Annotated in this window: 20 protein-coding genes and 1 tRNA gene; 13 read left to right on the top strand and 8 right to left on the bottom strand. The window is 36.8% G+C overall.

All coding sequences use genetic code 11. The features are described 5' to 3' along the window. Positions 1-7 precede the first annotated feature (7 nt). Positions 8-565: a CPBP family intramembrane glutamic endopeptidase gene (locus JM81_RS01620; protein ID WP_144800428.1), complete on the top strand. Its 558-nt coding sequence runs from the start codon at positions 8-10 to the stop codon at positions 563-565. Next, entirely contained in the window at positions 562-1326 is a 765-nt protein-coding gene (locus tag JM81_RS01615) for a TIGR02757 family protein (protein WP_144800427.1), read from the top strand. Before JM81_RS01620 ends, JM81_RS01615 begins: the two co-directional genes overlap by 4 nt. Here JM81_RS01615 and JM81_RS01610 read toward each other — a convergent pair. From JM81_RS01610 to JM81_RS01600, 3 genes are all read right to left on the bottom strand, one after another. Beyond that, positions 1323-3143: a cytochrome-c peroxidase gene (locus JM81_RS01610; RefSeq protein WP_144800426.1), complete on the bottom strand. Its 1821-nt coding sequence runs from the start codon at positions 3141-3143 to the stop codon at positions 1323-1325. The two genes, JM81_RS01615 and JM81_RS01610, sit on opposite strands and share 4 nt — an antisense overlap. A 68-nt stretch (positions 3144-3211) precedes the next feature. Next, a complete protein-coding gene (locus tag JM81_RS01605) occupies positions 3212-4789 on the bottom strand; it encodes a hypothetical protein (protein ID WP_144800425.1) in 1578 nt (525 codons plus the stop codon). A gap of 201 nt (positions 4790-4990) precedes the next feature. Then, positions 4991-6127, bottom strand: a complete 1137-nt coding sequence (locus JM81_RS01600; RefSeq protein WP_144800424.1) for a Gfo/Idh/MocA family protein — start codon at positions 6125-6127, stop codon at positions 4991-4993. 202 nt (positions 6128-6329) lie between these two features. Between JM81_RS01600 and JM81_RS01595 the strand changes: the two genes are divergently transcribed. Further along, the gene (locus JM81_RS01595) at positions 6330-7814 is read left to right on the top strand and encodes a S10 family peptidase (protein ID WP_144800423.1); all 1485 of its coding nucleotides are present in this window, start codon (positions 6330-6332) and stop codon (positions 7812-7814) included. 3 nt (positions 7815-7817) lie between these two features. Here the strand turns inward: JM81_RS01595 and JM81_RS01590 are convergent, their stop codons facing one another. Then, positions 7818-8273, bottom strand: a complete 456-nt coding sequence (locus tag JM81_RS01590; protein ID WP_186435512.1) for a hypothetical protein — start codon at positions 8271-8273, stop codon at positions 7818-7820. Positions 8274-8422: 149 nt separating this feature from the next. Between JM81_RS01590 and JM81_RS01585 the strand changes: the two genes are divergently transcribed. Genes JM81_RS01585 through JM81_RS01570 form a run of 4 tightly spaced genes read left to right on the top strand, consistent with a single transcriptional unit; the run spans position 8423 to position 11628 of the window. Further along, positions 8423-8845: a hypothetical protein gene (locus JM81_RS01585; protein ID WP_143815189.1), complete on the top strand. Its 423-nt coding sequence runs from the start codon at positions 8423-8425 to the stop codon at positions 8843-8845. A 9-nt stretch (positions 8846-8854) separates the two neighbouring features. Further along, entirely contained in the window at positions 8855-9544 is a 690-nt protein-coding gene (locus JM81_RS01580; RefSeq protein WP_144800422.1) for an SGNH/GDSL hydrolase family protein, read from the top strand. Between the two features lie 24 nt (positions 9545-9568). Next, positions 9569-10003, top strand: coding sequence for a YybH family protein (locus JM81_RS01575; RefSeq protein WP_144800421.1), 435 nt, complete (start codon positions 9569-9571; stop codon positions 10001-10003). Between the two features lie 59 nt (positions 10004-10062). Beyond that, entirely contained in the window at positions 10063-11628 is a 1566-nt protein-coding gene (locus JM81_RS01570) for a M28 family peptidase (RefSeq protein ID WP_144800420.1), read from the top strand. Positions 11629-11758: 130 nt separating this feature from the next. On the opposite strand, the gene JM81_RS01565 is transcribed toward JM81_RS01570, so the two are convergent. Next, positions 11759-11834 (bottom strand) — tRNA-His (locus JM81_RS01565). 153 nt (positions 11835-11987) lie between these two features. Here JM81_RS01565 and JM81_RS01560 point away from each other — a divergent pair. Together JM81_RS01560 and JM81_RS01555 are read left to right on the top strand one after the other, a co-directional pair. Then, complete coding sequence (locus tag JM81_RS01560) at positions 11988-14033, top strand: tetratricopeptide repeat-containing sensor histidine kinase (protein ID WP_144800419.1); 2046 nt, start codon at positions 11988-11990, stop codon at positions 14031-14033. Between the two features lie 250 nt (positions 14034-14283). Then, on the top strand, positions 14284-16371 hold the full coding sequence (locus JM81_RS01555; RefSeq protein WP_261374931.1) for a tetratricopeptide repeat-containing sensor histidine kinase: 2088 nt from the start codon (positions 14284-14286) through the stop codon (positions 16369-16371). On the opposite strand, the gene bshB1 is transcribed toward JM81_RS01555, so the two are convergent. Together bshB1 and JM81_RS01545 are read right to left on the bottom strand one after the other, a co-directional pair. Further along, positions 16368-17084: a bacillithiol biosynthesis deacetylase BshB1 gene (gene bshB1 / locus JM81_RS01550; protein ID WP_144800418.1), complete on the bottom strand. Its 717-nt coding sequence runs from the start codon at positions 17082-17084 to the stop codon at positions 16368-16370. The genes JM81_RS01555 and bshB1 overlap by 4 nt on opposite strands. A gap of 28 nt (positions 17085-17112) precedes the next feature. Next, positions 17113-18264 carry a trans-sulfuration enzyme family protein gene (locus tag JM81_RS01545; protein ID WP_144800417.1) on the bottom strand — a complete coding sequence of 384 codons (1152 nt, stop codon included), beginning with the start codon at positions 18262-18264 and terminating at the stop codon, positions 17113-17115. A 186-nt stretch (positions 18265-18450) separates the two neighbouring features. Between JM81_RS01545 and JM81_RS01540 the strand changes: the two genes are divergently transcribed. Continuing rightward, entirely contained in the window at positions 18451-19719 is a 1269-nt protein-coding gene (locus JM81_RS01540; RefSeq protein ID WP_144800416.1) for a M14 family metallopeptidase, read from the top strand. Position 19720: 1 nt separating this feature from the next. On the opposite strand, the gene ccsA is transcribed toward JM81_RS01540, so the two are convergent. Further along, entirely contained in the window at positions 19721-22900 is a 3180-nt protein-coding gene (gene ccsA / locus JM81_RS01535) for a cytochrome c biogenesis protein CcsA (RefSeq protein WP_144805547.1), read from the bottom strand. Positions 22901-23038: 138 nt separating this feature from the next. Between ccsA and JM81_RS01530 the strand changes: the two genes are divergently transcribed. From JM81_RS01530 to JM81_RS01520, 3 genes are read left to right on the top strand one after another with little or no spacing between them, the layout of a single operon-like run. After that, positions 23039-23803: a Rossmann-like and DUF2520 domain-containing protein gene (locus JM81_RS01530; RefSeq protein ID WP_144800415.1), complete on the top strand. Its 765-nt coding sequence runs from the start codon at positions 23039-23041 to the stop codon at positions 23801-23803. Beyond that, positions 23787-24314, top strand: a complete 528-nt coding sequence (locus tag JM81_RS01525; RefSeq protein WP_144800414.1) for a KdsC family phosphatase — start codon at positions 23787-23789, stop codon at positions 24312-24314. Before JM81_RS01530 ends, JM81_RS01525 begins: the two co-directional genes overlap by 17 nt. A gap of 12 nt (positions 24315-24326) precedes the next feature. Continuing rightward, positions 24327-24914 (top strand): Maf family nucleotide pyrophosphatase, encoded by a 588-nt coding sequence (locus JM81_RS01520; protein ID WP_089260530.1) that lies wholly within the window; start codon positions 24327-24329, stop codon positions 24912-24914. Positions 24915-24934 lie beyond the last annotated feature (20 nt).

Genomic DNA, 24934 nt, shown 5'->3' with positions numbered 1-24934 from the left:
ATATAATATGCTAGAAGAACTTTATGAATTTGCAAAGCATCCTGAATATCAAATAGATGCCAACAAATCATCTATTTATAGATGGGGGAGATTAGTTCAACTTTTATTCATCTCATTGGCATTAAGTGTATTGCTCTTGACCATTGCAGGAGTTGTACAGCAAATTTTTGATTTGGACATGGGCAAACATGCCGTTGAGGATTTATTTGCCCAATATTCACCCATGACCATATTTTTTTTAGCAGTAATCGTAGCTCCCATACTAGAAGAGTTAGTTTTTAGAGCACCATTGGTTTATTTTAAAAACAAGACTTCTTTCCCAAAAATCTTTTATGCTTTTACAATATTGTTCGGTTTGGTTCACATCAGTAATTTTGAATGGTCTACACAAGTAATTTACTTTGCGCCCCTATTGGTAGCACCACAAATCTGTGCAGGATTCATATTAGGGTTTATAAGAATCAAGTTTGGTCTATTATGGTCCATAATACTGCATGGGCTTTACAACCTTATTTTATTAGCCCCTGTTTTGATTGTAACCATACTAAAAATTGACATTAAATGAACAAGGCGGACTTAAAGGAATTTATGGATGAAAAAGTCATTGCTTACAACAATAAACTGTTTTTGGACACAGACCCTATACAAATTCCACATATGTTCACCATAAAGGAAGATATTGAAATCAGTGCTTTCTTAACAGCTACAATTGCCTGGGGAAACAGAAAAAGTATCATTAACAATTCACATAAGTTAATGGAGTTAATGGGCCAAAGTCCTTATGATTTCATAAGTAATTACAGTGAAAAAGATTTGGACCAATTAGCCAGTTTTGTACATAGAACTTTTAATGGAATTGACTTAACCTATTTCATAAAAAGTTTAAGGCATATCTATAAAGTATATAATGGACTTGAAGGAATCTTTACCAAATACCAGACATCAAATTCATTACAACCTACGATATCTAAATTCAAAGAGCTTTTTTTTGAACTACCCCATGAAACCAGAACAACCAAACATGTATCTGACCCATTAAAAGGTTCTGCGGCAAAACGCATTAATATGTTTCTAAGATGGATGGTTAGGGATGCAAGTACTGAAGTTGATTTTGGTTTATGGGAAAATATACCTTCCTCAATATTATCATGTCCCTTGGATGTACACTCCGGTAACGTAGCACGTAAACTAGGTCTGCTAAAACGTAAACAAAATGATGCCAAGGCTTTAGCAGAACTAGATGCCAATTTAAGGAAGCTAGATCCAGTTGATCCCGTAAAATATGACTTTGCCTTATTTGGACTCGGCGTTTTTGAAAAATTTTAATAATTGGTGATTTTGGGAACGTCTGTCAAAGTATTCATAAATGCTACCAATGCATTTTCCTCAATACTAGTCAGATCCAGTTGATCAAAAGGTAGTGTTTGGTGCGGTAGATCAAAGCCCAAACCTATACCTCCACCAAGATTGTAAAAATTAACGACTTCCTCTAGGGTATTATAAACACCATTATGCATATAAGGAGCAGTAACACCTACATTACGTACCGTTGGGGTTTTGAACATTCCTTTTTGTAGGTCTTTTTTGGATATTGCATAAAATCCTACATCTTCATCCAGTTGTTTATTATTGGCATTGGCAGGAACACCAATAATCTCTTTCTCATGTTCCGCAAAAAATGGTGGTACGGTACCATTGGTCAAAGGTATAAAGTGGCAAGTAGCACAAAGGGCCTTTCCCGTAAACAGATTAAATCCTAATTTTTCCTCCTCTGTATATGAATTTACTTCTGCCCTAATATTTTTATCAAACTTTGAGTCAAATCCGTTAAGGGTGGCTATATAGGAAGATATCGCTTTAACCATATCAATATTTTTTATGGATATATCTCCGTAGGCCTCTTTAAACAAGAGCCGATAACTATCGTTGATCATGATCTCGTTAGAAAATTTATGAACCGAAGAAGCAAATTCTTTCTCATTAGTAAACACAGCGGATACTTGAGCTATTAAATCTGGTGAACGCCCGTCCCAGAATTGACTTTGCTGAAATGTAGCATTGATCAACGTTGGTGTGTTACGGTCTAAATCTTTTCCTTCATTATCCTTATTCAATACCACGTTATCCGCCCAACCCTTATTTGAATTATGACAGGTGACACAGGCCATATCCTTATTTTTAGATAGATTTTTATCGAAAAATAATTGTTTTCCTAAGTCTATTTGCTGTTGGGTCGGATTTTTATTGGTGTTCGATATAAAAAAGTTTGGGTTAAATGAATTGGATTCAAAAAAAGTGGGAGCATCAAAATTAAATGGAAAGTTATCTACCGGCTCCCAACTACTAGATGCTTTTCTAATGGCCAGCCAATTTCTAGTTATAGGATTAAAATAATCCCTAATGAATATATACCGGTCAAAAGTCTCAAAATTGGGATTGTCCCCAATAAAATTGATTGCCAAAGAAACGGTTTTTTCAAAATCCTCATTAAGTTCTGGTGCCCGCTCTTTTACAATATGTGCCAACGACGTACTATATACATTAAATAAACTGTTGAGCGATATTTTGGTTTCTTCAAGTCCTAGTTGACTTACAGGGGTGTCAAAACCCGTTATACCCAAACTTACAATTCTCATAAGCTGTTGATGGATACTTATAAAAAAACGTTGGGAGGTAAGAGTACGTTTTGGGATATAATTGCGTAAAACTACCATAAGCCCCTTGGTCAACTCCAACTCGCGCTCATAAGTTTTCTCATCATCTATGCCTGAATAAATACTCTCCTCAATCTTTTGCAGTCCAATGGGTGCAAGTACTTTTTGGGTATCTTCGGTCAGAACCGGTAAAGCCGGTCCGTTTACCCTATGACCAACTTCCGGTTTAAGATAGGACGCGTATGGCTCCGCTTTTTTGAAAGCGGTACGGACCTCTTTAAAATATTGCTTTGCCAAAGGATCATCTACCTTGACCATCATCAATGAATCCATATAGTTAACGGCCAAAACCATGTTTGAATAATAATAGTCTTGAGCTTTAGTAAAATCTGGCACCTTATCCAAAGTTTCCGTAGTGGTGATTGATACATCCTTACATGAGACCAACGCAACCCCAAACACCAATAGATAACAAATTTTCTTGAACATAAACGTATTTAAATTAGAAAGGACCTCCCAAAAAATTGGGTAGGCCCTTTCAGTTGATTAAAGAAAAATTATCTAGGTAACCCCTTAAGGATAACGATCTGTCCACCTTGATTATCTTCATAATCCGTGTTTACATGTCCATCACGCCCCTTAAATGAATCATCTTGCCAGTAATGTGGCTGTAAGTTTAAAATGAATGTATCCGGAAACCCTATTTTGTCGGAAATATCTATAAGCGCACCATATTCGCCACCATCGCCATCTCCAACATTTAGCGATCCATCAGCGGTAAGATCGGACCTAAGCACTAATTCAAGAACCGGACGTATACTGTTACCATTTAAATCTGATTGATATATATATGCAGCATGGCCCCTGTCAAAAGAATTAGGGTCTTCCTGAAAGTATACAAAGTTTTCCGTAACACAGATATTATCCGGGCTTTGCAACATGCTTAGGTTCCCGTCCGCGTTGTTACTATCGGTATTTCCACTAACGATCTGCGTTAATTTTCCAGTCAATGGCGATTCTTCATCAAGCTCCAGTTTATATACCGTACCCCAGTCATTATACGTGCCAGCACCAGGTCCCCTACCGGTTACAGCAAAAAATACGTTTCTTCCCTTTTCATCTGTTCCTTTTTGATAATCAACATCCTCTACCCTCATAAATGCAGATGCATATACCGCTACGGAAGCGTCTTCCATTTCGTTCTTGGTCATATCCGCACCATCCACAATTTCAACAAACTCTACATCATAGGTGGTTTGAAAGTCCAAGTTAGATTCGTTATATATGGTTTCAGGAGTAGCATCGATAACACCCCCCGATCCATCGGACACTTGCTTAAAACGAAGTACATAGATTTTTCCTCCGGTAAGATCTGCATCACCATCCTCCGAGTAATATAATGAAACTTGGCCTTCAGAGCCACTGGAATCATCGTCCCCGCCTAAAATAACCGTTTTACCAGGATAGGCATTCTTTGGTAAAGGCACTGCATTCTCCCATGAAAATTCACCAAGAGCATCCAAACCAAAATCTGCGGTCGGTGTAGGTGTTGCTACATAGGGATCAATTCCCTTTACATCGTAATTAATACTTTCAGAAGCAGAAAGAAATATATCTGACCCACCGCCATGTATATCTGCTTCCCACATGGTAGCGGAGCATTGTCTAGCAAAATCGGCCACACCAGAATTCAATAACCAATCCCCACTAATAGGATTAAGGTTGGCGTCTAATTTAATCCTGCTCACTGCATAGGCATCTTCAGAATTTACCACATAGATATAACCATCACTTTCAGGGTCTTTTAAAAACCCTGCACCGTCCTGTGCCCCTACCAATTTAAAATCATTGCTTAAAGTATCAGAGGAGCTTATCAATGAATATGCCTCCACATAATTGAACTGGGGCATCATGGCTACTAAAGGAGCTAAGTTGGACTTGTTTTCGAACATGGTTGCCGGTGGTGTAAAATCCTCACCATCTTTTCCATCTTGGCCATCTACCCCGTCTACGCCGTCAACACCATCTTTACCATTTATTCCATCAATTCCATCCTCAGGGTCGCAACTCAGTACGGCCATACCAATACATGATAGCAACAAGGTTTTTACTACTACGTTTTTTGTGATTTTCATTATCAATTTAGTTTTAGGTTATCTACTCCACAAAACTATATTGACATCTTTGTTTTAAAGTACCCTTAAAATTAGCATTGCTTTATGCTTATCTTAAATTAGTGTTACAATGTAAAATTTAGGTAATGATAGAATTACGTAACATTGAACTAATTGTTAACCGCAACGATTAAAAAACATAACACATTGTAAATCATACATTTAACTTACAATGCCCATGGTACCTAAATTTAAGGGTTGTGTTTTGCCGCCATTTACAATAGATGCATAAATTGCTTCGGCAATAATCATGTCACGCTTTCCCATTTCACCAGGAGCAACGTTTTTGGTACCTAACAGAATATGTCTTGCAAAATCATCCATCTGTAATGCTTGCTGACTTTGATAAGGAAAGGAAATAGTATTTCCTTTTGAGGTTCTACCATTGATCGGTCCGTAGTTATGGGCAGGATCTAGCTCAAACCAGCCATTGCTACAATGTACTTTTAGTCGGTTCCCGTTTGCATTATGGGAAGTCATCATATGGGCTACGGCACCATTGTTAAATGTAAACTGGGCAGTAATGGTCTCATCCGTATCCTTAAAATATTCTGGTCGTGTACTAAACTCCTGCGCAGATACACTTGTGGGATTTTCTCCTACCCCATAGATACTGGTCTGTATTGCATAAACACCCATATTAAGTAGAGCCCCACCGCCCGACAATTTCTTTTTCAACCTCCATTGATCTGGATTTCCCCTAGAAATATAAGCGGCATCGGAGGATACAAAATGAACATCGCCAAAGGTTTTTTCCCTTACATATTTTTTTACTTCCTGTGTATAGGGATCACTTTGCATTCTATACCCTACAGATAATTTTACATCCGCTTTTTTACATGCGGCCATAATGGCATCACATTCTTCCACGCTGACCGCCATAGGTTTTTCACAAATTACATGTTTTCCTGCTTTGGCGGCCCTTATACTAAAATCTGCATGCATGCTATTGGGCAACACCACATATACTATATCGATATCATCATTATTGGCTATCGCGTCAAAATTTTCATAGTTATAAATATTCTTTTTTGGAATATTATACTTATTGGCCCATGCGGCCTCCTTTTCTTTTGTACCCGTTACTATGCCCGCCAAATAGCAATATTCTGTCTGGACAAGTGCCGGAGCCAATTGGTAAGTACTATAACTACCCAGTCCTACCAACGCAACACCAAGTTTTTTAGTTTCATTCCCCTTATTCAAACCCATAGCCAATTGTACGGACCCAAAAACGGCAGCGCCAAAAAAACCTGTTGTAGCCAGCTTTCCAAAATTACGTCTTGTATAGTGCTTCATGTTCTTCGTGATATAGCTTGAGTATTAAATTAATTAAAATTAACAGATAGGACATTAGAATACTAAAAAAACTGAAAACTTTCCTTATCCATAGATTATCGAAATGAATCCAAGCTGTAAATGAGTTTAAGTATTCAATAAAACACACTAAATGATCCCTGTAATATTCTTATTTTCGTATACTCACCAACACCAAATGAACATGAAAAAAATTGTACACCTTTTCTTCTTAGTTTTTGCTTCGGCAGTATTTGCGCAATCGCGTACCATACCTGTAGATACGGTAATTACCACACAGCACAATGCAACGATAAACGGTAGTACCTTTTCATATACCGCAGCTACCGGCACCCAACCCGTTTGGGACAGTAATTCCAAACCCGTTGCAACTTTACATTATACGTACTATACCAGGAATAATATTAAAGATCGCGCCGCTAGACCTCTATTGATCTCATTTAACGGAGGTCCGGGTTCCGGATCCGTATGGATGCATTTGGCTTATACAGGACCTAAAATATTAAAAATAGATGATGAAGGTTATCCTGTACAGCCCTATGGTGTAGATCAGAATCCACATTCCGTTTTGGATGTTGCCGATATAGTCTATGTAAATCCCGTAAATACAGGATATAGTAGAACTATTCCGGAAAGCGGAAAAGAAGTTGACAGGGATAAGTTCTTTGGAATTAATGCCGATATTAAATATTTAGCGGAGTGGCTTAACACATTTGTGACCAGAAATAATAGATGGCGTTCCCCAAAATATATCATTGGGGAGAGTTATGGCGGTACAAGGGTCATGGGCCTTTCCTTAGCTTTACAAAATCAACAATGGATGTATTTAAACGGGGTAATCATGGTTTCTCCCGCAGATTATAAAGTCATCCGTAATAGCGGCCCGGTAGCGGAAGCAATAAACTTGCCCTATTACACAGCGGCGGCTTGGCACCACAAAGCATTGCCAAAGGCATTACAGGAAAAAGACCTTCTTGATATTTTACCGGAATCCGAAGATTACACCATTAACCAATTAATACCGGCATTGGCCAAAGGTGGATTTTTAGATGCATCTGAAAAGAAGAAGGTGGCTGAAAAGATTGCTTACTATTCCGGGTTAGATCAACAAGATGTTATTGATCAAAATCTATCCGTACCAACATCCTTTTTTTGGAAAAACCTTTTAAGGGATAAGGGTGGATACACCGTAGGCAGATTAGATTCGAGATATTTGGGCATAGATAGGCAAATGGCCGGAATGAGACCTGATTACAATTCTGAACTAACTTCCTGGTTACATAGCTTTACCCCTGCCATAAACTATTATTTACAAGAGGAACTTAATTTTAAGACCGATGTAAAATATAACATGTTTGGCCCCGTGCACCCTTGGAACAATGAAAACGACAATACCCGAGATGATTTAAGACAGGCCATGGCCCAAAATCCATATTTGAACGTAATGATTCAATCTGGATACTATGACGGTGCAACCAACTATTTCAATGCAAAATATACCATGTGGCAAGTTGACCCAAGTGGAAGGCTAAAGGACCGTTTTAGTTTTAAGGGATACCGTTCCGGCCATATGATGTATTTACGTAGAGAGGACCTAAAAACTGCTAATGATGATGTAAGGGAGTTTATATTGCGAACAATGGCCAACGGAAAAAGTGCCAAATACTAATAATTATTTACGCAATACGGTATTGGACATACCTAGTACGTGCAACGAATTTATTTTTAACTCTTGTACTGGGTATGTTTCTCTATCGTAGTTGTAGTTTTCTCCAACTGCATCTTTGAAAATCTTATCGCGTTTACGTTGCTTTCTTTTTTTGAAAATATCAATGGTGAAACCTATAGTGGCACCACCCAGTACAGTGGCAATCAAATCTGCATTGTCCCAACCTCCATACTGCTTTTGATCAATACTTTCCTTGGCCACACCAATTAACAAACTACCGCCTACTGCTCCAATAAAGGTCCAGGTTCTATCTCCATCAGAAATTTCATTTGCAATACCGGCTCCAACCAAACCATACAAGTTTCCACCCAAAAAATGCAAAGCCTTATCACTTTCAATTTGTCCTTTAGCCGTATGCATGGTTAAAAAGACAAGTAAGACCAAAATATATTTTACCATAAGTCCACAAAGATAATTATTCTAATTTCCTAAATTTCATAAAATCCTAAGTTTGCAACTGCACCTATTCAATAGAGTTTATAATTATAGTATCTTACCATTTTAAATAACATATGGAACTAAAAAATTTTATCAAAAGTCTCTCTATTATGCATTTATTCCTTGTAGCAGGTTTAGGCATATTTACGGTTTGGATAGTGTTGCAAATAAATAGCTTTAATACAAGTACCAATGGCCAGGATATCTTTCTATTCATAGTTCCTGTTTTGGCTCTTTTAGGTTATTTTGGCAGTCAATGGGTTTTTAAAAAAATGACCTTGAACATACAGTTAAATGAGCAATTGGCAGATAAACTCAAAAAATATCAATCCGCGTTACATATAAAATATGCATTGATAGAAGTACCTGCCTTTGCAGGGTTATATGCATATTATAAAACGGGCAATGCGCTGCCCTTGGTCATCGTTATTTGTCTATTGGCCTATTTATTTGTTCAACGGCCCAATAAGGAGAGCATCATTAAAAATGTTCCGCTAACCGCAAATGAAAAATCTGAAATTCAAAAAACATAATTAATAAATATGAAATCTGTATATCAACTTAGTATTGTGCTTATGTTATCCTTGCTAGGACTTACCAAATTGCATTCTCAGGATTGGGCAGACCTCAATCGTTTTAAAGAAGCCAACAACAATCTCCCTGAAATCAGCGATAATGAGAATAGGATTGTTTTTATGGGTAATTCCATTACCATTGGTTGGCTTAATTCAAGACCGGAATTTTTCAAGGGAAAACCTTATATTAATCGCGGTATTAGCGGCCAAACTACCCCACAAATGCTTATTAGGTTCAGGCAAGATGTGATAGACTTAAACCCTAAAGCTGTAGTACTATTGGCTGGCACTAATGATATAGCCGGAAATACAGGTCCGTCTACCATAGCAATGATTATGGACAATATTAAGGGAATGGCAGAAATAGCCACAGCCAATGATATAAAAGTAATTTTAACCTCTACCCTACCCGCATATGATTACCCATGGAAACCAGGTTTGGAACCAGCTGAGAAAATTATTGCACTTAATAAATTGATCAAAGAATATTGTGATGATAAAGGCCATATTTATGTGGATTATTTTTCTGCTATGGCCGATGAGAAAAATGGCTTGCCCAAAAAATATGCAGAAGACGGTGTACACCCAACCGTAGAAGGTTACAAAATTATGGAACCTTTGGTCGAGGCGGCTATTGAACAAGCTTTAACAAATTAGTTTGCGCCCCTTTGTGTTTCAAATATGAGAATTGTACATATACTATATATAAGCCTCCTCATGTTATGCTCGTGTCATAAAGAGCCTAATGCGCAAAATGATATAAAGGAGATTACCCACATAATAGCTCAGCAGCAAAAAGATTGGAACAACAATGATTTAAAAGGTTTCATGGAAGCCTACCACCAAACGGATTCCTTATTTTTTTATAGTGGAGCCCAATTAAAAACAGGGTGGACATCCACATTGGATAGTTATAAAAAAAATTATCCGGATGCGTCCCATACTGGAGAATTGACCTTCACTATTGCTAAGATTCATCCTATTAACCAAGATTCCTATTTTGTAATGGGCGAATATATGCTAAAGCGAACGGTAGGTGATGCTAAGGGCACGTTCATGATTATCTTTAAAAGAATTGACGGTAAATGGAAAATCATTGCCGATTCTTCCTGCTAATAACTTCTAATCCTAAGGTTTTGATTATTTTTGATAAATTTTTATCAAAAAAAAAGAACATGAAAAAAGCACTGATCTTATTGGTCTCATTGGTCTTTTCCTGTAATTCTTCACAAAAAACGGTGACAGAAAAAGCAGAAGCAAAGACCACAGAAAAAGTATCTCCCACAACGTATGCTACTTCAATCACTGAAAATGAATTAAAGGACCATCTATACATTTACGCCTCTGATGAATTTGAAGGAAGGGAAACGGGACAACCGGGCCAGAAAAAAGCTATTGAATACATCAAGGCTCAATATGAGGAATTAGGTGTACCTGCCGCAAAACCAAATGGAGATTATTTTCAGAACGTTCCTTTAGAGGTAAGCAACTTACCCACCGGCAAGTTAAGCGTCAACGGCAAGGATTTTGGTATTGGTGACCACGTATTAACCTTTGGAGCTGCACAGAATGCATTTGATAATATTGTATATATAGCCTATGGCATTGAAGATGAATCTTATACAGATTATGGAGACTTGGATATTACGGATAAAATTGTACTATTAAAATCTGGTGAACCTAAAAATGAAGACGGTTCCTATAAGATTTCCGGTAGTACGGAGCCATCCGTTTGGAGCAACATGTCAGAATCATTGACCAAAAGAATACAGATAGCGGTAGAAAAAGGAGCTAAAGGTGTATTGTATTATGATGCCCAAAATTTTGATCGTTTTAAACGCAGGTATCAGTACATGGAAACCAATAATAGTGGCAGAATGGAACTTGTAGATCCCAATGCCACTGAATTCTATAGTCTATTTATTGACCAAAATTTGGCAGAAGAAATTTATCCATCAATCAATACGGACGAATCAGCTAAAATTTTAACAACAACGTTAGAACTTAATTTTGAAAGCTCTAATGATAAAATATCCTCAGAAAATGTTGCCGCCATAATAAAGGGCACTGAAAAGCCAGAGGAGTATTTGGTTATTTCGTCGCATTTAGATCATATTGGAATTTCAAGTAACGGAGAAATCAATAATGGTGCGGATGATGATGGTTCTGGTACGGTTTCGTTATTGGAAATTGCAGAAGCTTTTAAATTGGCAGTGGACGCCGGTCACGGGCCAAAACGTTCTATAGTTTTCTTACATGTTACCGGAGAGGAAAAAGGTTTACTTGGCTCTCAATATTATACGGATTATGAGCCACTTTTTCCTTTGGAACAAACCGTAGCCAACTTAAATATTGATATGATCGGTAGAATTGACCCACAAAGAGAAGGTGACCGTAATTATATTTATTTAATTGGGTCGGATAAATTGAGTACGGAATTACATGAGTTATCTGAAGAAATCAATGCTAAATATGCAAATTTAGAACTTGATTACACCTACAACGATGAAAACGACCCTAACCGTTTTTACTACAGAAGTGACCATTATAACTTTGCAAAAAATAATATTCCTATTATTTTTTATTTTAATGGAACCCATGATGATTACCATAGACCAAGTGACACCCCGGATAAGATAAATTATGACCTATTGGAAAATCGTTCAAGATTGATTTTTTACACTGCATGGGAAATTGCTAACCGCAACAACAAACTTGTTGTTGACAAGGCAACGGAATAGTAAATAAAGAAGTATAAAAAAGCCTGATGGTTACCATAACTATCAGGCTTTTATGCATTTATACCATTTTTAAAATTGACCCAAATAAAAAAGTCTTGAATATATATTCAAGACTTTCTATCTGCTTTTAGGGTGGAAGACCGGGTTCGAACCGGCGACCCTCGGTACCACAAACCGATGCTCTAACCAGCTGAGCTACAACCACCATTTGTAAGCGAGTGCAAATGTAAATTTTTTATATATTACCCGCAAATAATAAATCACTTTTGAATAAATATTTCATTTTTACACTTCCCTACCTAATTTCTATCTAAATTGAAAAATAGTTTTAATTTAATGACCTATAACAGGTTACCCCTATGACTTTCAAAAACCTATGTAAATTTTTTCTTCTTGGTATATTTTGCTTTAGTAATTGCATTAAAGCTTTTGGGCAAGTAGATAGTATCCAAATTTTTAAAAACCAGATAAAAGATTTTAAGCAACAACCAAATTTCACCGAAAACTCTACCCAATATGTAGATTTATTAAATGGTTTAGCATACCAACTAAGGTATACAGCAAAAGATTCTATAAACATACTTGCTCAAAAAGCACTTGAAATTAGTGGGGCCATAGATTATAAAGAAGGAGAACTAGAAGCATTATCCAATTTTTCAATGTTTCACTTATTTAAAGGTGAGATGGAGAAAGCTATAGATTTTGGAAACAAAGCCATAGCGGACATACACCTATCTGAATATGCCCAAACCGAAATGAAGGTACATAACCAATTAGGACAAGCATATTTTAGTCAACAAAACTATCCGTTGACTTACACCCATTTTTTACATGCGCTAGCTATAGGTGAAAGAAAAAAAGATGATTTTTATGTGTTCAGAATGAACATGAACTTAGGGACTATGTTCAATCTACTGGAAGATTTTGATGAAGCTCACGGCTATTACGCAAGTGCAAAAGAAGCAGCTCAAAAATTACAAGATGGCAGTATGATAGCCATGATTTCCAGTAATTTAGCCTATCTCTATATTCAACAAGATAAATTTCAGGAAGCAAAATCATTGTTACAAAATAGTATTACCTATTTTAAAAAACACAATGATGAGTTGTGGTTGGCATTTTCCTATGGCACCTATGGTCAATTACTTTTAAAGACCGGAAATTATCAGATGGCTAAGTCCAATTATACAAAAGCTCTTAATTCACATAACTCCGTCAATGATATAAAAGGTAAGGCCGATGTATATTTTGGTCTTGCCAAGGCTAACTTTAAATTGAACGACATTGACACTTCTGAGGATTATGCATATAAAAGTCTTGACCTGTACAAATCATTTAAATTAAATACAGGCTTAGAAAAAGTGTATAGATTATTATATGAGATAAACAAGCAACAAGGTAATATTGGTAAATCCTTGGAATATTTGGAAATGACCGAGAAATTGGCCAACGACATTTCCAAAGAAAAGAATCGTAGAAATTTAACTATGGTCAACGCCAAACTTAATCTTGAAAAGGAAAAAGAAGCCCTTAAGGCAAAAAATACCCTTGAATTAGAGCAACAACGCAAATACGTTAGATGGTCCCTCATAGCTTTGGCTATCTTGTCCATAATAGTTTTAATCATATTGAGCATCAATAAAAGGGAAAAATTATTGAATAAACAATTGGAAAGTCAAGCAGTGGCATTAAATGAAAACCAAAAAGAACTAACAACGATCAATAGAAATCAAGATCGGCTTTTTTCAATCATTGGCCATGATTTAAGGGGACCTATCATTTCCCTGAAAGAGTTGCTAAAGTTTTATTTGGAAGACCCTGAAGGTAAAGTTTATTTTGAAAAATTTGCTCCACAATTAAAGGAAGAACTAGAACAAGTTCAATTTACAATGGATAATCTTCTACATTGGGGAAAGGCGCAAATGAACGGGAATCAAATAAATCCGGAAACAGTACAGGTGAAACCGGAATTAGATATTATTTTACAATTATATAAAAATGAACTTCAAAAAAAATCCATTAAACTTATTACCGGCATCAAAGAAGTTCATACCGCTTTTGTAGACTGGGACCATTTCAATATTATATTTAGAAACTTAATTAGTAACGCCATTAAATTCACCCCCAACAATGGTGAAATTAAAATATTGACCGAACTGATTGATGATTCGCTCAAAATATACGTCATTGACAATGGTGTTGGCATGAGCAAAGATGCCATTCAAAACATTTTTAATGACAATGAACATTTTACAACCTATGGTACCAACAGGGAAAAAGGAACTGGATTGGGACTACGATTGGTAAGGGAAATGGTGTTGGCAAACAATGGCAAAATACAGGTAGAAAGTACATTGGACCAAGGCAGTATATTTTCTGTGGAACTACCTATGAAGAAAATTTAAAAATAGTAGAATAATTACAAATAATTATTATAATATACTGATTATCAAATATTTATATATTAAATAATATTCTTTACCATTAAGTAATATCGTAAGATTTTACGGATTAAATTTTTGTATAAATCCACAAAATCATCGACGAACTACACATTTAACCCGCTGAAACACACAATATTTAGCATTTCACAACATATTTTCTTTATCTCACTACTTGTAAGTTAATTTTAGATCATAATTTTTGATTCTATTTATGAATTATAAGGTTTTGAGAATATGTTCCGGGTATAAAAAAGTATGTCGTGTCACGGCATTCATTTTTATGCTATTGGTCTATTCCAATACTTTTGGACAGGATTTAAGAAGAAAAATACTTTTGGGCGAATTAGAAACAATTAGAAACTACCCAAGCTTTAATTCTCAGGACACCCTTTATATAAATAAAATCATAGACCTAGCCGGTGAATACCGTTATCATAATCTAGATAGTTTATATAGTTTAAGTGATGAAAGTCTAAGGCTAAGTCAGTCTTCATCATATATTAACGGGGAAATCTATTCATATATTAATATAGGTGGGTTCTATTCTGACAAAGGCCATATAGATCAAGCGATATCCTATTTCAGCAAAGCCCATGATCTGGCTACAAAATATAAAGAACTTAGGTTAAAGGTAAAATCGCTCAACGTACTAGCTAAAGAATATAGCTTTCAGGGCAATTATGCTTTGGCTCTAAAAGGATATTTAGAGGCTATTGGAATTTCTGAAAAGCAAGATTATAAAAATTACCTTTCCATTATCAATGAAAATATTGCAGAGTTGTACTTATCCCAGGAAGATTACAACCATGCCATGGTTTTCTTTAAGAAAGTAAAAGCGATAAATGAGGAAATAGGTAATCCTATATATATTGCCGAAACCATGAGCAGTATGGCAGATGCCTATGCAGACATGAACGAACTGGAATATGCCATGTTCAACATCAATAGCGCTATTACCATATTTGAACAAGAGAAAATCTTAGAATGGCTTGCTTATGCCTATGAGGTTAAAGGTAAGATCTATTTAAAAAAAGGTAAGAATACTTGGGCGTTATATTGGTACAAGCAAAGTGAATTACTTCATGAAAAAATTGAGGACGATAGAGGTAAGATCGCTCTTCTTAACGGTATGTCAGAAGCTCATTTGAATACCAATAATGACAGTATAGCGCAAGTGTATTCTTTAGAAGCCTTTGAGTTGTCCAAAAAAATAGGCTACAGAACAGGAATTAAGGATTGTACCTATCAGTTGTTCAAAATACACAAAAACAAAAAAGAATATAAAAAATCGCTTTGGTACCATGAGATATTTCAGGTGACTTCAGAATCCTTGACCAAAAAAGGAAATGAAATTGCCTTGGACATGTTGAAGACAAAAACGGAATACAATAGGCAAAAGCAACAATTGATATTAGAAAACGAAAAGGCATTGGCCAAACAAAATATTGTTATTTATCTTATTGCAATAATTCTCATCATCTTTGTCGTCATCACCTTTATAATTCAACGAAATCAGCGAATACAAAAAAAGCTGAATGCAGAACTTTTATCCAAAAAACAAGATTTAGAGGAAAAACAGGCTTATTTAAACGAGCTGAACCAAACCAAGAACAAATTGTTCTCTATCATTGGTCATGACCTTAGGGGACCTATAGGCGCATTTCAAGGACTATTGAAATTATTTAAGGAAGGTGAAATGACCAAGGACGAATTCTTGAACTTCGTCCCCAAATTAAAAGTGGATATAGATACTATTTCTTTTACGCTCAACAATTTACTGTCTTGGGGCCAAACCCAAATGAACGGTTCTGTAACCAAGCCATCTGTTACCAATTTAATCACTATTGTTGATGAAAATATTGCACTATTATCAGAAATTGCACAATCTAAGTCAATAACCCTACAAAATAGAATAGAACCTAATTGCCAAATATGGTCTGATCCTAACCAAATAGATATCATTATTCGAAATCTTTTGAGCAATGCCCTTAAGTTTACACCAAATAACGGACAGATCGTTATTGGTGCCATACAAAAATTAAAAACATGTGAGATATATGTGAAGGATAATGGTATGGGCATGAGCGAAGAGACCATGGGTAAAATTTTCCAAAAAGATGCCAACCATACTACCTATGGCACCAATGATGAAAAAGGAACAGGACTTGGACTTTCCTTATGTAAAGAAATGGTAGAGAAAAACAAAGGTAAAATCTGGGTACATAGCGCTCTTGGAAAAGGCTCCACCTTCTACTTTTCCATTCCCCGTGTTAGGGAGGAATATAAAAAATCTGCCTAAATTAAATTATCCAAGGATTTTACGGCAACCATTCTTTCAACCGTAAAGCCTTCTCCATAATCTACACCAACCAATCTTCCCAAATCCTTAGCTCTATAGTGTACACTTTCTATAAAGGTTTTACTACTAATTGGTGTTTCTGGTTCATTGCTGTTTGGATCGTGAAATTGTGAAGCATAGGCTTTGATAGCATTGGTCTTTGAAGTAATATAATCACTAATATCTACAACAAAATCCGGTTTAAGGTTCTTCCATTGTATGTAATGGTATACTAATTTTGGTCTCCATTCCTGTTGGGGCTCCTCCCCTATTTTTGTTTCAATACGTCTCAACCCACTTAAAAAACAAGCGTCACTTACAAGTTTACTTCCTTTACCATGATCTATATGCCTATCATCTATAGCATTACATAATACGGTTTCCGGTCTATATTTTCTTATGGCCTTAATAACCTCCATTTGGTGGTTTTCATCATTTACAAAAAATCCATCCTTAAATTTTAGATTTTCCCGGACGGCAACACCCAATATCTTTGCAGCGTCCGCGGCCTCTACATCACGTATTTCCGCCGACCCCCTTGTACCTAACTCACCACGGGTTAAATCTATAATACCTACTTTCTTGCCCAAGGCAATTTCTTTGGCAATGGTACCACCTGCACCTAACTCCGCGTCATCTGGATGTGCTCCAAATACTAAAATATCCAATTTCATGCTATTTCTTTTATTATGATAAAGGGTGTTATTTAACTTTTTCTATCGCTTGGAGAATATCAGCTTTTAAATCATCCACCTCTTCAATACCAACGGAGAAACGGATAAGTCCATCTGCAATTCCTTGACTTGCCCGCACTTCTGCGCTCATTAACGCATGTGAGGTTTTTGCAGGTGAAAGTAACGTGCTTTCCACCCCGGCCAAGCTCATGGACGGCTTAATTAATTGCAAGGCTTTCTGAAATTTTGAGGAATCTATACCAGGCTTTAATTCAAAGGAGACCATACCGCCAAAACCTTTCATTTGTCTTTTTGCAATATCATGATCTTGATGGTGGGGCAAACCAGGATAGTACACTTTTACGATATCATCATTATTTTCCAAAAATTGGGCCATGGCCAATGCATTTTCATTTTGTGCCCGTACACGGATTCCCATTGTTTTTATACTACGCTCTAAAAGCCATACCGTATAATCACTTAAACTACCACCAAAATTTTTGGCCAGTTGAAAAATGCGATCAATATTCTGGGTATTGGAGGCAACTGCTCCTGCGCAGATATCTGAATGACCTCCCATATATTTGGTAGCACTATGAATTACAATATCTATCCCAAAATCAATAGGGTTTTGATTCACCGGACTAGCAAATGTATTATCTATCATAGAAACGAGTCCGTTTTTTTGTGCTAGTGCCGCAACGGCCTCCAAATCAGTTATTGTCAATAATGGATTAGAAGGGGTCTCTATGTAGATTACTTTAGTATTATCCTTGATTTCCGCTTCGAAATCTTTAGCTGTCCAACCTTTTGTAAAGGAATATTCAATACCATATTTACTAAATTCCTCATGAACCAGGTTATAGGTGCCACCATATAGGGTTTGTTGTAAAACTACATGGTCACCGGCCTTTAAAAACGCCATTAATGCACTGCTTACCGCAGCCATGCCGCTACCAAATATCAAAGCAGCCTCTGCATGCTCCAGAGCTGCTACTTTTTTACAAAGCCCTTCTTGATTTGGTGTATTAAAATAACGTGGATAACGCTTAACATCAACATCTTCGTAGGCATATGAGCTACTCATATAAAGAGGAGATACCGCCCCTCTATATTGTTTATCCTCTAACTCCCCTACATGTGTACAAATAGTATTTAACCCTTTTTTATTGGAATTCATGCATATTAAATTAAAGGGAATAAAGGTAATGAATACTGATCTAAAAATCTTTGATCGATTTGATAAGGTTGCTACAAGTAGATTGAACCGAACATGATACAACTGTGAATATTTGATTTTAGATTTATAAGTTATAAGTTTACATTTAGCAGATTAATAGTTAGTGCAACCCATAACCAACAGGCCATGATAAAAAAACTACTATCTACGATTTTCATATGTTATTTAGTACTTTCCTGCACCAATCAAAAACCCGTTACAACCGGTTATCAAGGTCAGGGCAAAAGTGCCATTGTATCTACATTGTCCAAACCCGTACAAAAACAATGGAAAGGAATTTGGTCCTTTGAAGATGGAACAACCTTTTTTACCAATGATTTTGAAAGTGGAAGATTAAATGGCATCGCCTATGATGGCAATGACCACTATACCGCACTGATTACTGCAGAAAATACACCGATTAATGTAAGCCCATGGTACGCCTTTAAAGTTTGGTCAACAACTCCCAAAACGATAACCATTAAAATGACCTATCAGGATTCTCGCAGTAGATACTATCCAAAACTTAGCACTGATGGAATACATTTTACGCCATTGGACAGTGCAAACTTCAATGCAATTAATGAAGGAACGGGAACATTTGGTATAAAAGCAGTACCGGAGTTCGTTGAAATCAAGGTGAATATAAGCGAAAAGCCACTTTACATAACTGCACAAGAACTATATGGCTCTACCAGGGTAAAGCAATGGGTAGATTCTATGTCAACAAAACCCTATGTCACCACTTACGAGATCGGCAGAAGCAGAGAAAATAGGTCCATGAATGTAATGCAGATCAAGGAAGGAAGCCATAAAAAGGCCGTAATGGTCATTTCCAGACAGCATCCTCCGGAGGTAACCGGATTTTTAGCAATGAAATCCTTCATTGAAACGTTGGCAGGCGATTCTCCAGAAGCACAGGATTTCAGGAACAATTATGATTTATTCGTGGTGCCCTTAATGAACCCAGATGGGGTTGATAATGGTCACTGGCGACATAATATGGGCGGTATTGATCTGAACAGGGATTGGGAAAACTTTAATCAACCCGAAACAAGAAGCGTACGGGATTTTCTGGTACAAAAGGAAGATGAAGGATATGAATTTGTATTTGGAGCCGATTTTCATTCAACTTGGGATGATATCTATTACCCTATTGATTCTACCATTATTGGCAAAAAGGGCGAAATTATTTTTAATTGGATAGAAAACATAAGCAATCGCCTTCCCCAAAAACATACCAATATAAAACCCTCTACGGATATAAAACCCACAATGGTATCCAGAAATTACTTTTACGTAAATCATGACATGCCGGCCATAGTCTTTGAATTGGGCGACAATACACCACGAGATTTCTTAAGACTAAAAGGTAAAATTGCGGCGGAAGAATTAATGAAGCTTTTACTTCAATAATTTATTTGGAATAATTTACCTTATACCTCCAATAACTTAAGGCACCCAAGACCAAAACACCCGCAACCAAATAGTAAATAAAAGTGGGCGTTATCACCTGTGCTCCACTAGCATAACTATGCAGGCCTACCAAGTAAAAGTTGACACCAAAATAGGTCATCATAATACTTCCAAATGCCACCACACTCATAAAGTTAAAGGTCCATTTGCCTCTTAATCCGGGAACCAGTCTGGTGTGGATTACAAAAGCGTATATCATAATTGAAATCAAAGCCCAAGTTTCCTTTGGATCCCACCCCCAGTAGCGTCCCCAACTTTCATTGGCCCATTGCCCTCCTAAGAAGTTACCAATGGTCAACATTACCAGACCAGTGGTCAGTGCCAGCTCATTGATGATCGTTAATTCCTTTATGTTTATTGCCATTCTGGCCTTATTCTTCTTAGTGGTCAAAATCATTAGAATAAGACTTACAAGCCCCAATATCATTCCAACTGTCAAAGGTCCATAACTACCCACAATTACGGCCACATGGATCATTAACCAATAACTGTCCAAAACGGGTTGTAAATTGGCAATGGACGGATCGATCCAACTTTGGTGGGCAATCCACAACAGCATAGAAGTTACGAACGCGGATGAGGCCAAGGTCATATCACTTTTTCTTCCTAAGGCCAAACCAATTCCCATGGTAGCCCAAGCAACATATAAAATACTTTCATAAGCATCACTCCAAGGAGCATGACCGGAAATATACCATCGCAATATCAAACCTGCAGTATGCCATAAAAATAAGATGATAATGGTTCCCTTAAAAAAGTAAATGGCGACACGCCAAATAGAACGATCTTTAAAAATTTGAAATATAAGTGTAAGAAACATCAATAGTCCAACAAGTGCATAGTATTGATATAGCTTATTGAATATATTCAGTCGGTTGTAAATCACCTCGGTCTCTATCTTCTGTTTGGAAGGTAAAACCTCGCTACCGTGGTTTATTTGGTTCTGCTCAAACGCCTCCAATAATTTATCTGCTTGTGAATAATCTCCACTTTTTTGAGCCTTTCCCAAAGTCATTAAATAATAAGGTAGGGCATTCTTAACAAAATTTGCGTACAGCGAATCCCTTATTTCATATTGTCCTCCTCTATATTCTATGGCGGAAATCCATTTGTTATTTTCGTCATCCAAAAGAGGAAAAATTTTGACAATATCCTGACCAAGGGCTTGGTTCAATAAACTTAACCTAATATTAGCATCCTTAAAATCTTGCTGAAATTTATTGGGATTGGTGGTAGCGGTAGCCTCCCTTAAATAAGGCTCTAATTTGTACTGCCCCTTTTCATCAAAAAAATCAGTGGCCTTCACATATTTTTGTCCACTTGGAACCCCTATAATTTTTCTAATACTATCATTCTGCGCTTTTTTGTCCAATGCAATGAACTCTGTATTGTACCAGACGGCAGGGTTCATCATCATGGAGAGCAGAATCTGGTCAGAATTGTAACCTAGGTACGTATCCTTTAAACTGAGTTTACGTAGTAATTCAGATGAAAACGTATTTATAGGTTTCATACGCCCTCCATCATCCTGTATGACCAACCTTCCAAATTTATCGGCATGTTCCTTACCAACCATACTTGACTTTACCAACGAGTCTATCTGTTCAGAAGTTGGTGTAGTCACATGTCCTTGGCTAACGGTATGATTTTCTTGGGAGAATGAGGTGTTGACCAACAATAGCATTAACAAAGCGCTACCGAACATTTTTTTCTTTTTATCTTTTATTTTATCCAATGTATCCGCTAAATCCCTGAACCTTGTTTTTCCAAAGAACATAATTCCCATTAAGCCAATATAAAGCAGAAAATATCCAATATAAGTTATCCAAGTACCCCAAAAATCATGATTTACCGACAGTACCGTTCCTTTCTCATCTGGATCAAAGCTAGATTGAAAAAACCGATATCCTTTATGATCTAGGACATGGTTCATGAAAATATCATAATCAAAAGGCCGTTCATCCGCAATTGAAACTTTACTCATATATGATGAATATCCTTTTTCCGTACCTGGATATTTTTCCGCTATAAAATCATTCAATTTTATACCAAAAGGCAGCTCATATACTTTAGAGCCATACCGTACGGAAAAGTCCAGGCCACCAATATTGACCTTTTCACTGAAATCTGACGGGCCTTTTGTACCTAAGACCTTAATTTGCCCAGTCTCCCCATTGGCACTTATATCAAGCACCATGGCATCTTGGTCCATTTTAGTCTGCTCGGCCTTTGGAATCTCAACTATGCCATAAGAACCTTTTATTAGGGAATCAGGAATTACGAACTGCATACCTGCGGTGTTATATAAAGACCTTAACTGTAATGGCTGTAAACTATCCTTGACCAAAGTACCTTGGAACTGGTCTGCCATTCTCATAAAATTACCATCAAAAGGAGCAAATATTTGGTAAATGGAATCTGTAGTCTTAATATTTATTGCACCTTGAGTTTCTTTGTTCAATGCAAACAGTACATTATGTATACTTGCTACTTTGCCATCTTCTAAATAATGCTCGTGACGTTGACCGTCACCGGCTTCAACAATCTTTAAATAAGCATTCCCATTTTCATTAGGAATAAGTCCTTCCTTTGCACCTTCTATAAAATCTACGTAAGAAATTTCAAAAGCTTGGCCGTTAAAATCAGAATTCCAGGGTAGATTAGATTTTATGGCTTCCGACGTTACGATCAAATCATCTTCTAAAACCTTTCGCCTAGGCTCTCCATTGATTTCACCATCCACATAGACGGTCAAAAATGTTTTGTCAGAATAAAACACTCGCTCCGTCTTGCCCTCCCTAATGGGCATCATCCCTTCAAAACTAATATATCTGGTAACAAATGCACCAATGATGATCAATATCCATGATAGGTGTAATGTTAATACAGGCCATTTTTCCAATCGCAATAAACGGTACCGTGAAATATTACCAATAAAATTAATCACAAAGAAGACCATTATTGCCTCAAACCAAAAAGCATTATAAATCCATATACGCGCAGTCTCCGTACTATACCAGCTTTCTATGAATGTGCCAAATGCCATGGCCACCGCAAAAACAATAAATAAAATGGACATTAAACGCGTAGAGAAGAATATTTTCTTGAACATTTCCGTCATGAAGGAATGGAGTTGATTTTCAAGTTGCAAAAATACGGTCTTTTCACCATTTACGTATAGCTATTATACGTTTAAAAGTTAGTCAAAACTGTTAATTTTATGCTATTGCCCCATAAATAATCTTCGTATTTTTACCCCATGATATCTGTCGTTTTAGTCGGGACGGGCAATGTAGCCCAAAATCTCTTTCAAGCCCTTGATAAGACGGCGCACGTTAAAATTGAACAGGTATTAGGTAGAAATCCAGAACATCTTACGTTTGCCATAGACAAGGCCCCTCTAAATACAAATTTTGATGATATACCTAATGCGGATGTATATATATTGGCGGTATCGGACAATGCAATAGCCACAGTTGCAGAAAAATTCAAAAAAAAGAAAGGTTTGGTAGTACATACCTCTGGTGCAACTTCTATGCAAGAGTTGAAAGATTGTGATCGGTATGGGGTTTTCTATCCGTTACAGACATTTACAATAGGCAAAACAATTTCTTTTCAGGATATTCCTATTTGTTTGGAGGTAAACAATATCAACGACCGGCAATTAGTGCAATCCTTAGGGAAAAGTTTAAGTAATAATGTACAATTCATAAATACGGAAGAACGCAGAGCCTTGCATATTGCAGCGGTATTTGTCAACAATTTCACCAATTACATGTATACGATGGGTGAGGAAATCTGTATGGATAATGGTGTAGACTTTAGCCTATTGTTACCATTGATCAAGGAAACTGCCGCTAAATTGCACAACTTGCCCCCTCTTTTAGCCCAAACCGGTCCTGCAAAAAGAGGTGACCAGAATACCTTACACAACCACTTAAAATTTTTAAAAAACAAACAGCAGCGGGAAATATATACGCTATTGAGCAATGCAATTAAAAGAACACATGGAGAAAAGTTATAAAGAGTACCTTAAAAACATTACCACCTTTGTTTTTGATGTAGATGGAGTTTTCACGGATGGCAGTGTCATCATTACCACAGATGGTGAAATGTTACGAAAAATGAGCGTTAAGGACGGCTATGCTTTAAAAGTAGCTCTTAGCAAAGGTTATAATGTTTGCATAATCACAGGAGGCACCAACGAGGGTGTAAGAAGTAGGTTACGCGGTCTTGGAGTAACAGATATCTATATGGGAGCCCACCATAAGATTGATGCCTTGGAAGAATACATGGACATTTATAATATAGATGCCGAAAATATTCTTTACATGGGTGATGACATTCCGGATATACCTCCAATGAAAGAAGTAGGTATTGCTACATGTCCCCAAAACGCCGTAGCCGAAGTTAAGAGTGTAAGCAACTATATTTCGCATATTAACGGCGGACATGGCTGTGTGCGCGATGTAATTGAACAAGTACTTAAAGTTAGGGGCGACTGGGCAAGTCACTATAGCGCTACAAACGATTAAGGATGATTAAGGATGATTAAGGAACAGTTTAAAAATTTCAACATCATTTTAGCATCCGGTTCCCCTAGAAGACAACAATTCTTTACAGATATGGGACTAGATTTTGAAGTCCGATTAAAATCGGTCGAAGAACTATATCCGCAACACCTAAAGGCTGCAGAAATATCCGATTTTTTATCCCAACTAAAAGCAAAGGCATTTGTTAGCGATTTAAAACCGAACGACATTTTAATCACTTCAGATACCGTTGTTTGGCATAATAATGAATCATTGGCAAAGGCAAAGGATTTTCTTGAGGCCAAGGAAATGCTCACGAAATTATCGGGCAACTGGCATCAGGTCATTACTTCCGTTTGTTTTACTACAGCCAAAAAACAAGAAATAGCCCATTCCATAACAGAAGTAAAATTCAAGAAATTGACATCTGAGGAAATAACCTATTATATTGAAGAGTACCAGCCTTACGATAAAGCCGGAGCTTATGGCATACAAGAATGGATAGGATTAATTGGTATTGAGGAAATAAAGGGATCTTATACCAATGTAGTAGGCCTGCCAACACAATTAACCTATAATACCTTGTTAAATATGGTAAAGTAGGTTATCTTAAATAGCCTAAA

This window comes from Maribacter sp. MAR_2009_72, from assembly GCF_007827235.1.
Classification (GTDB): Bacteria; Bacteroidota; Bacteroidia; order Flavobacteriales; family Flavobacteriaceae; genus Maribacter; species Maribacter sedimenticola.
This window is presented reverse-complemented; position numbering and strand designations above follow the sequence as displayed.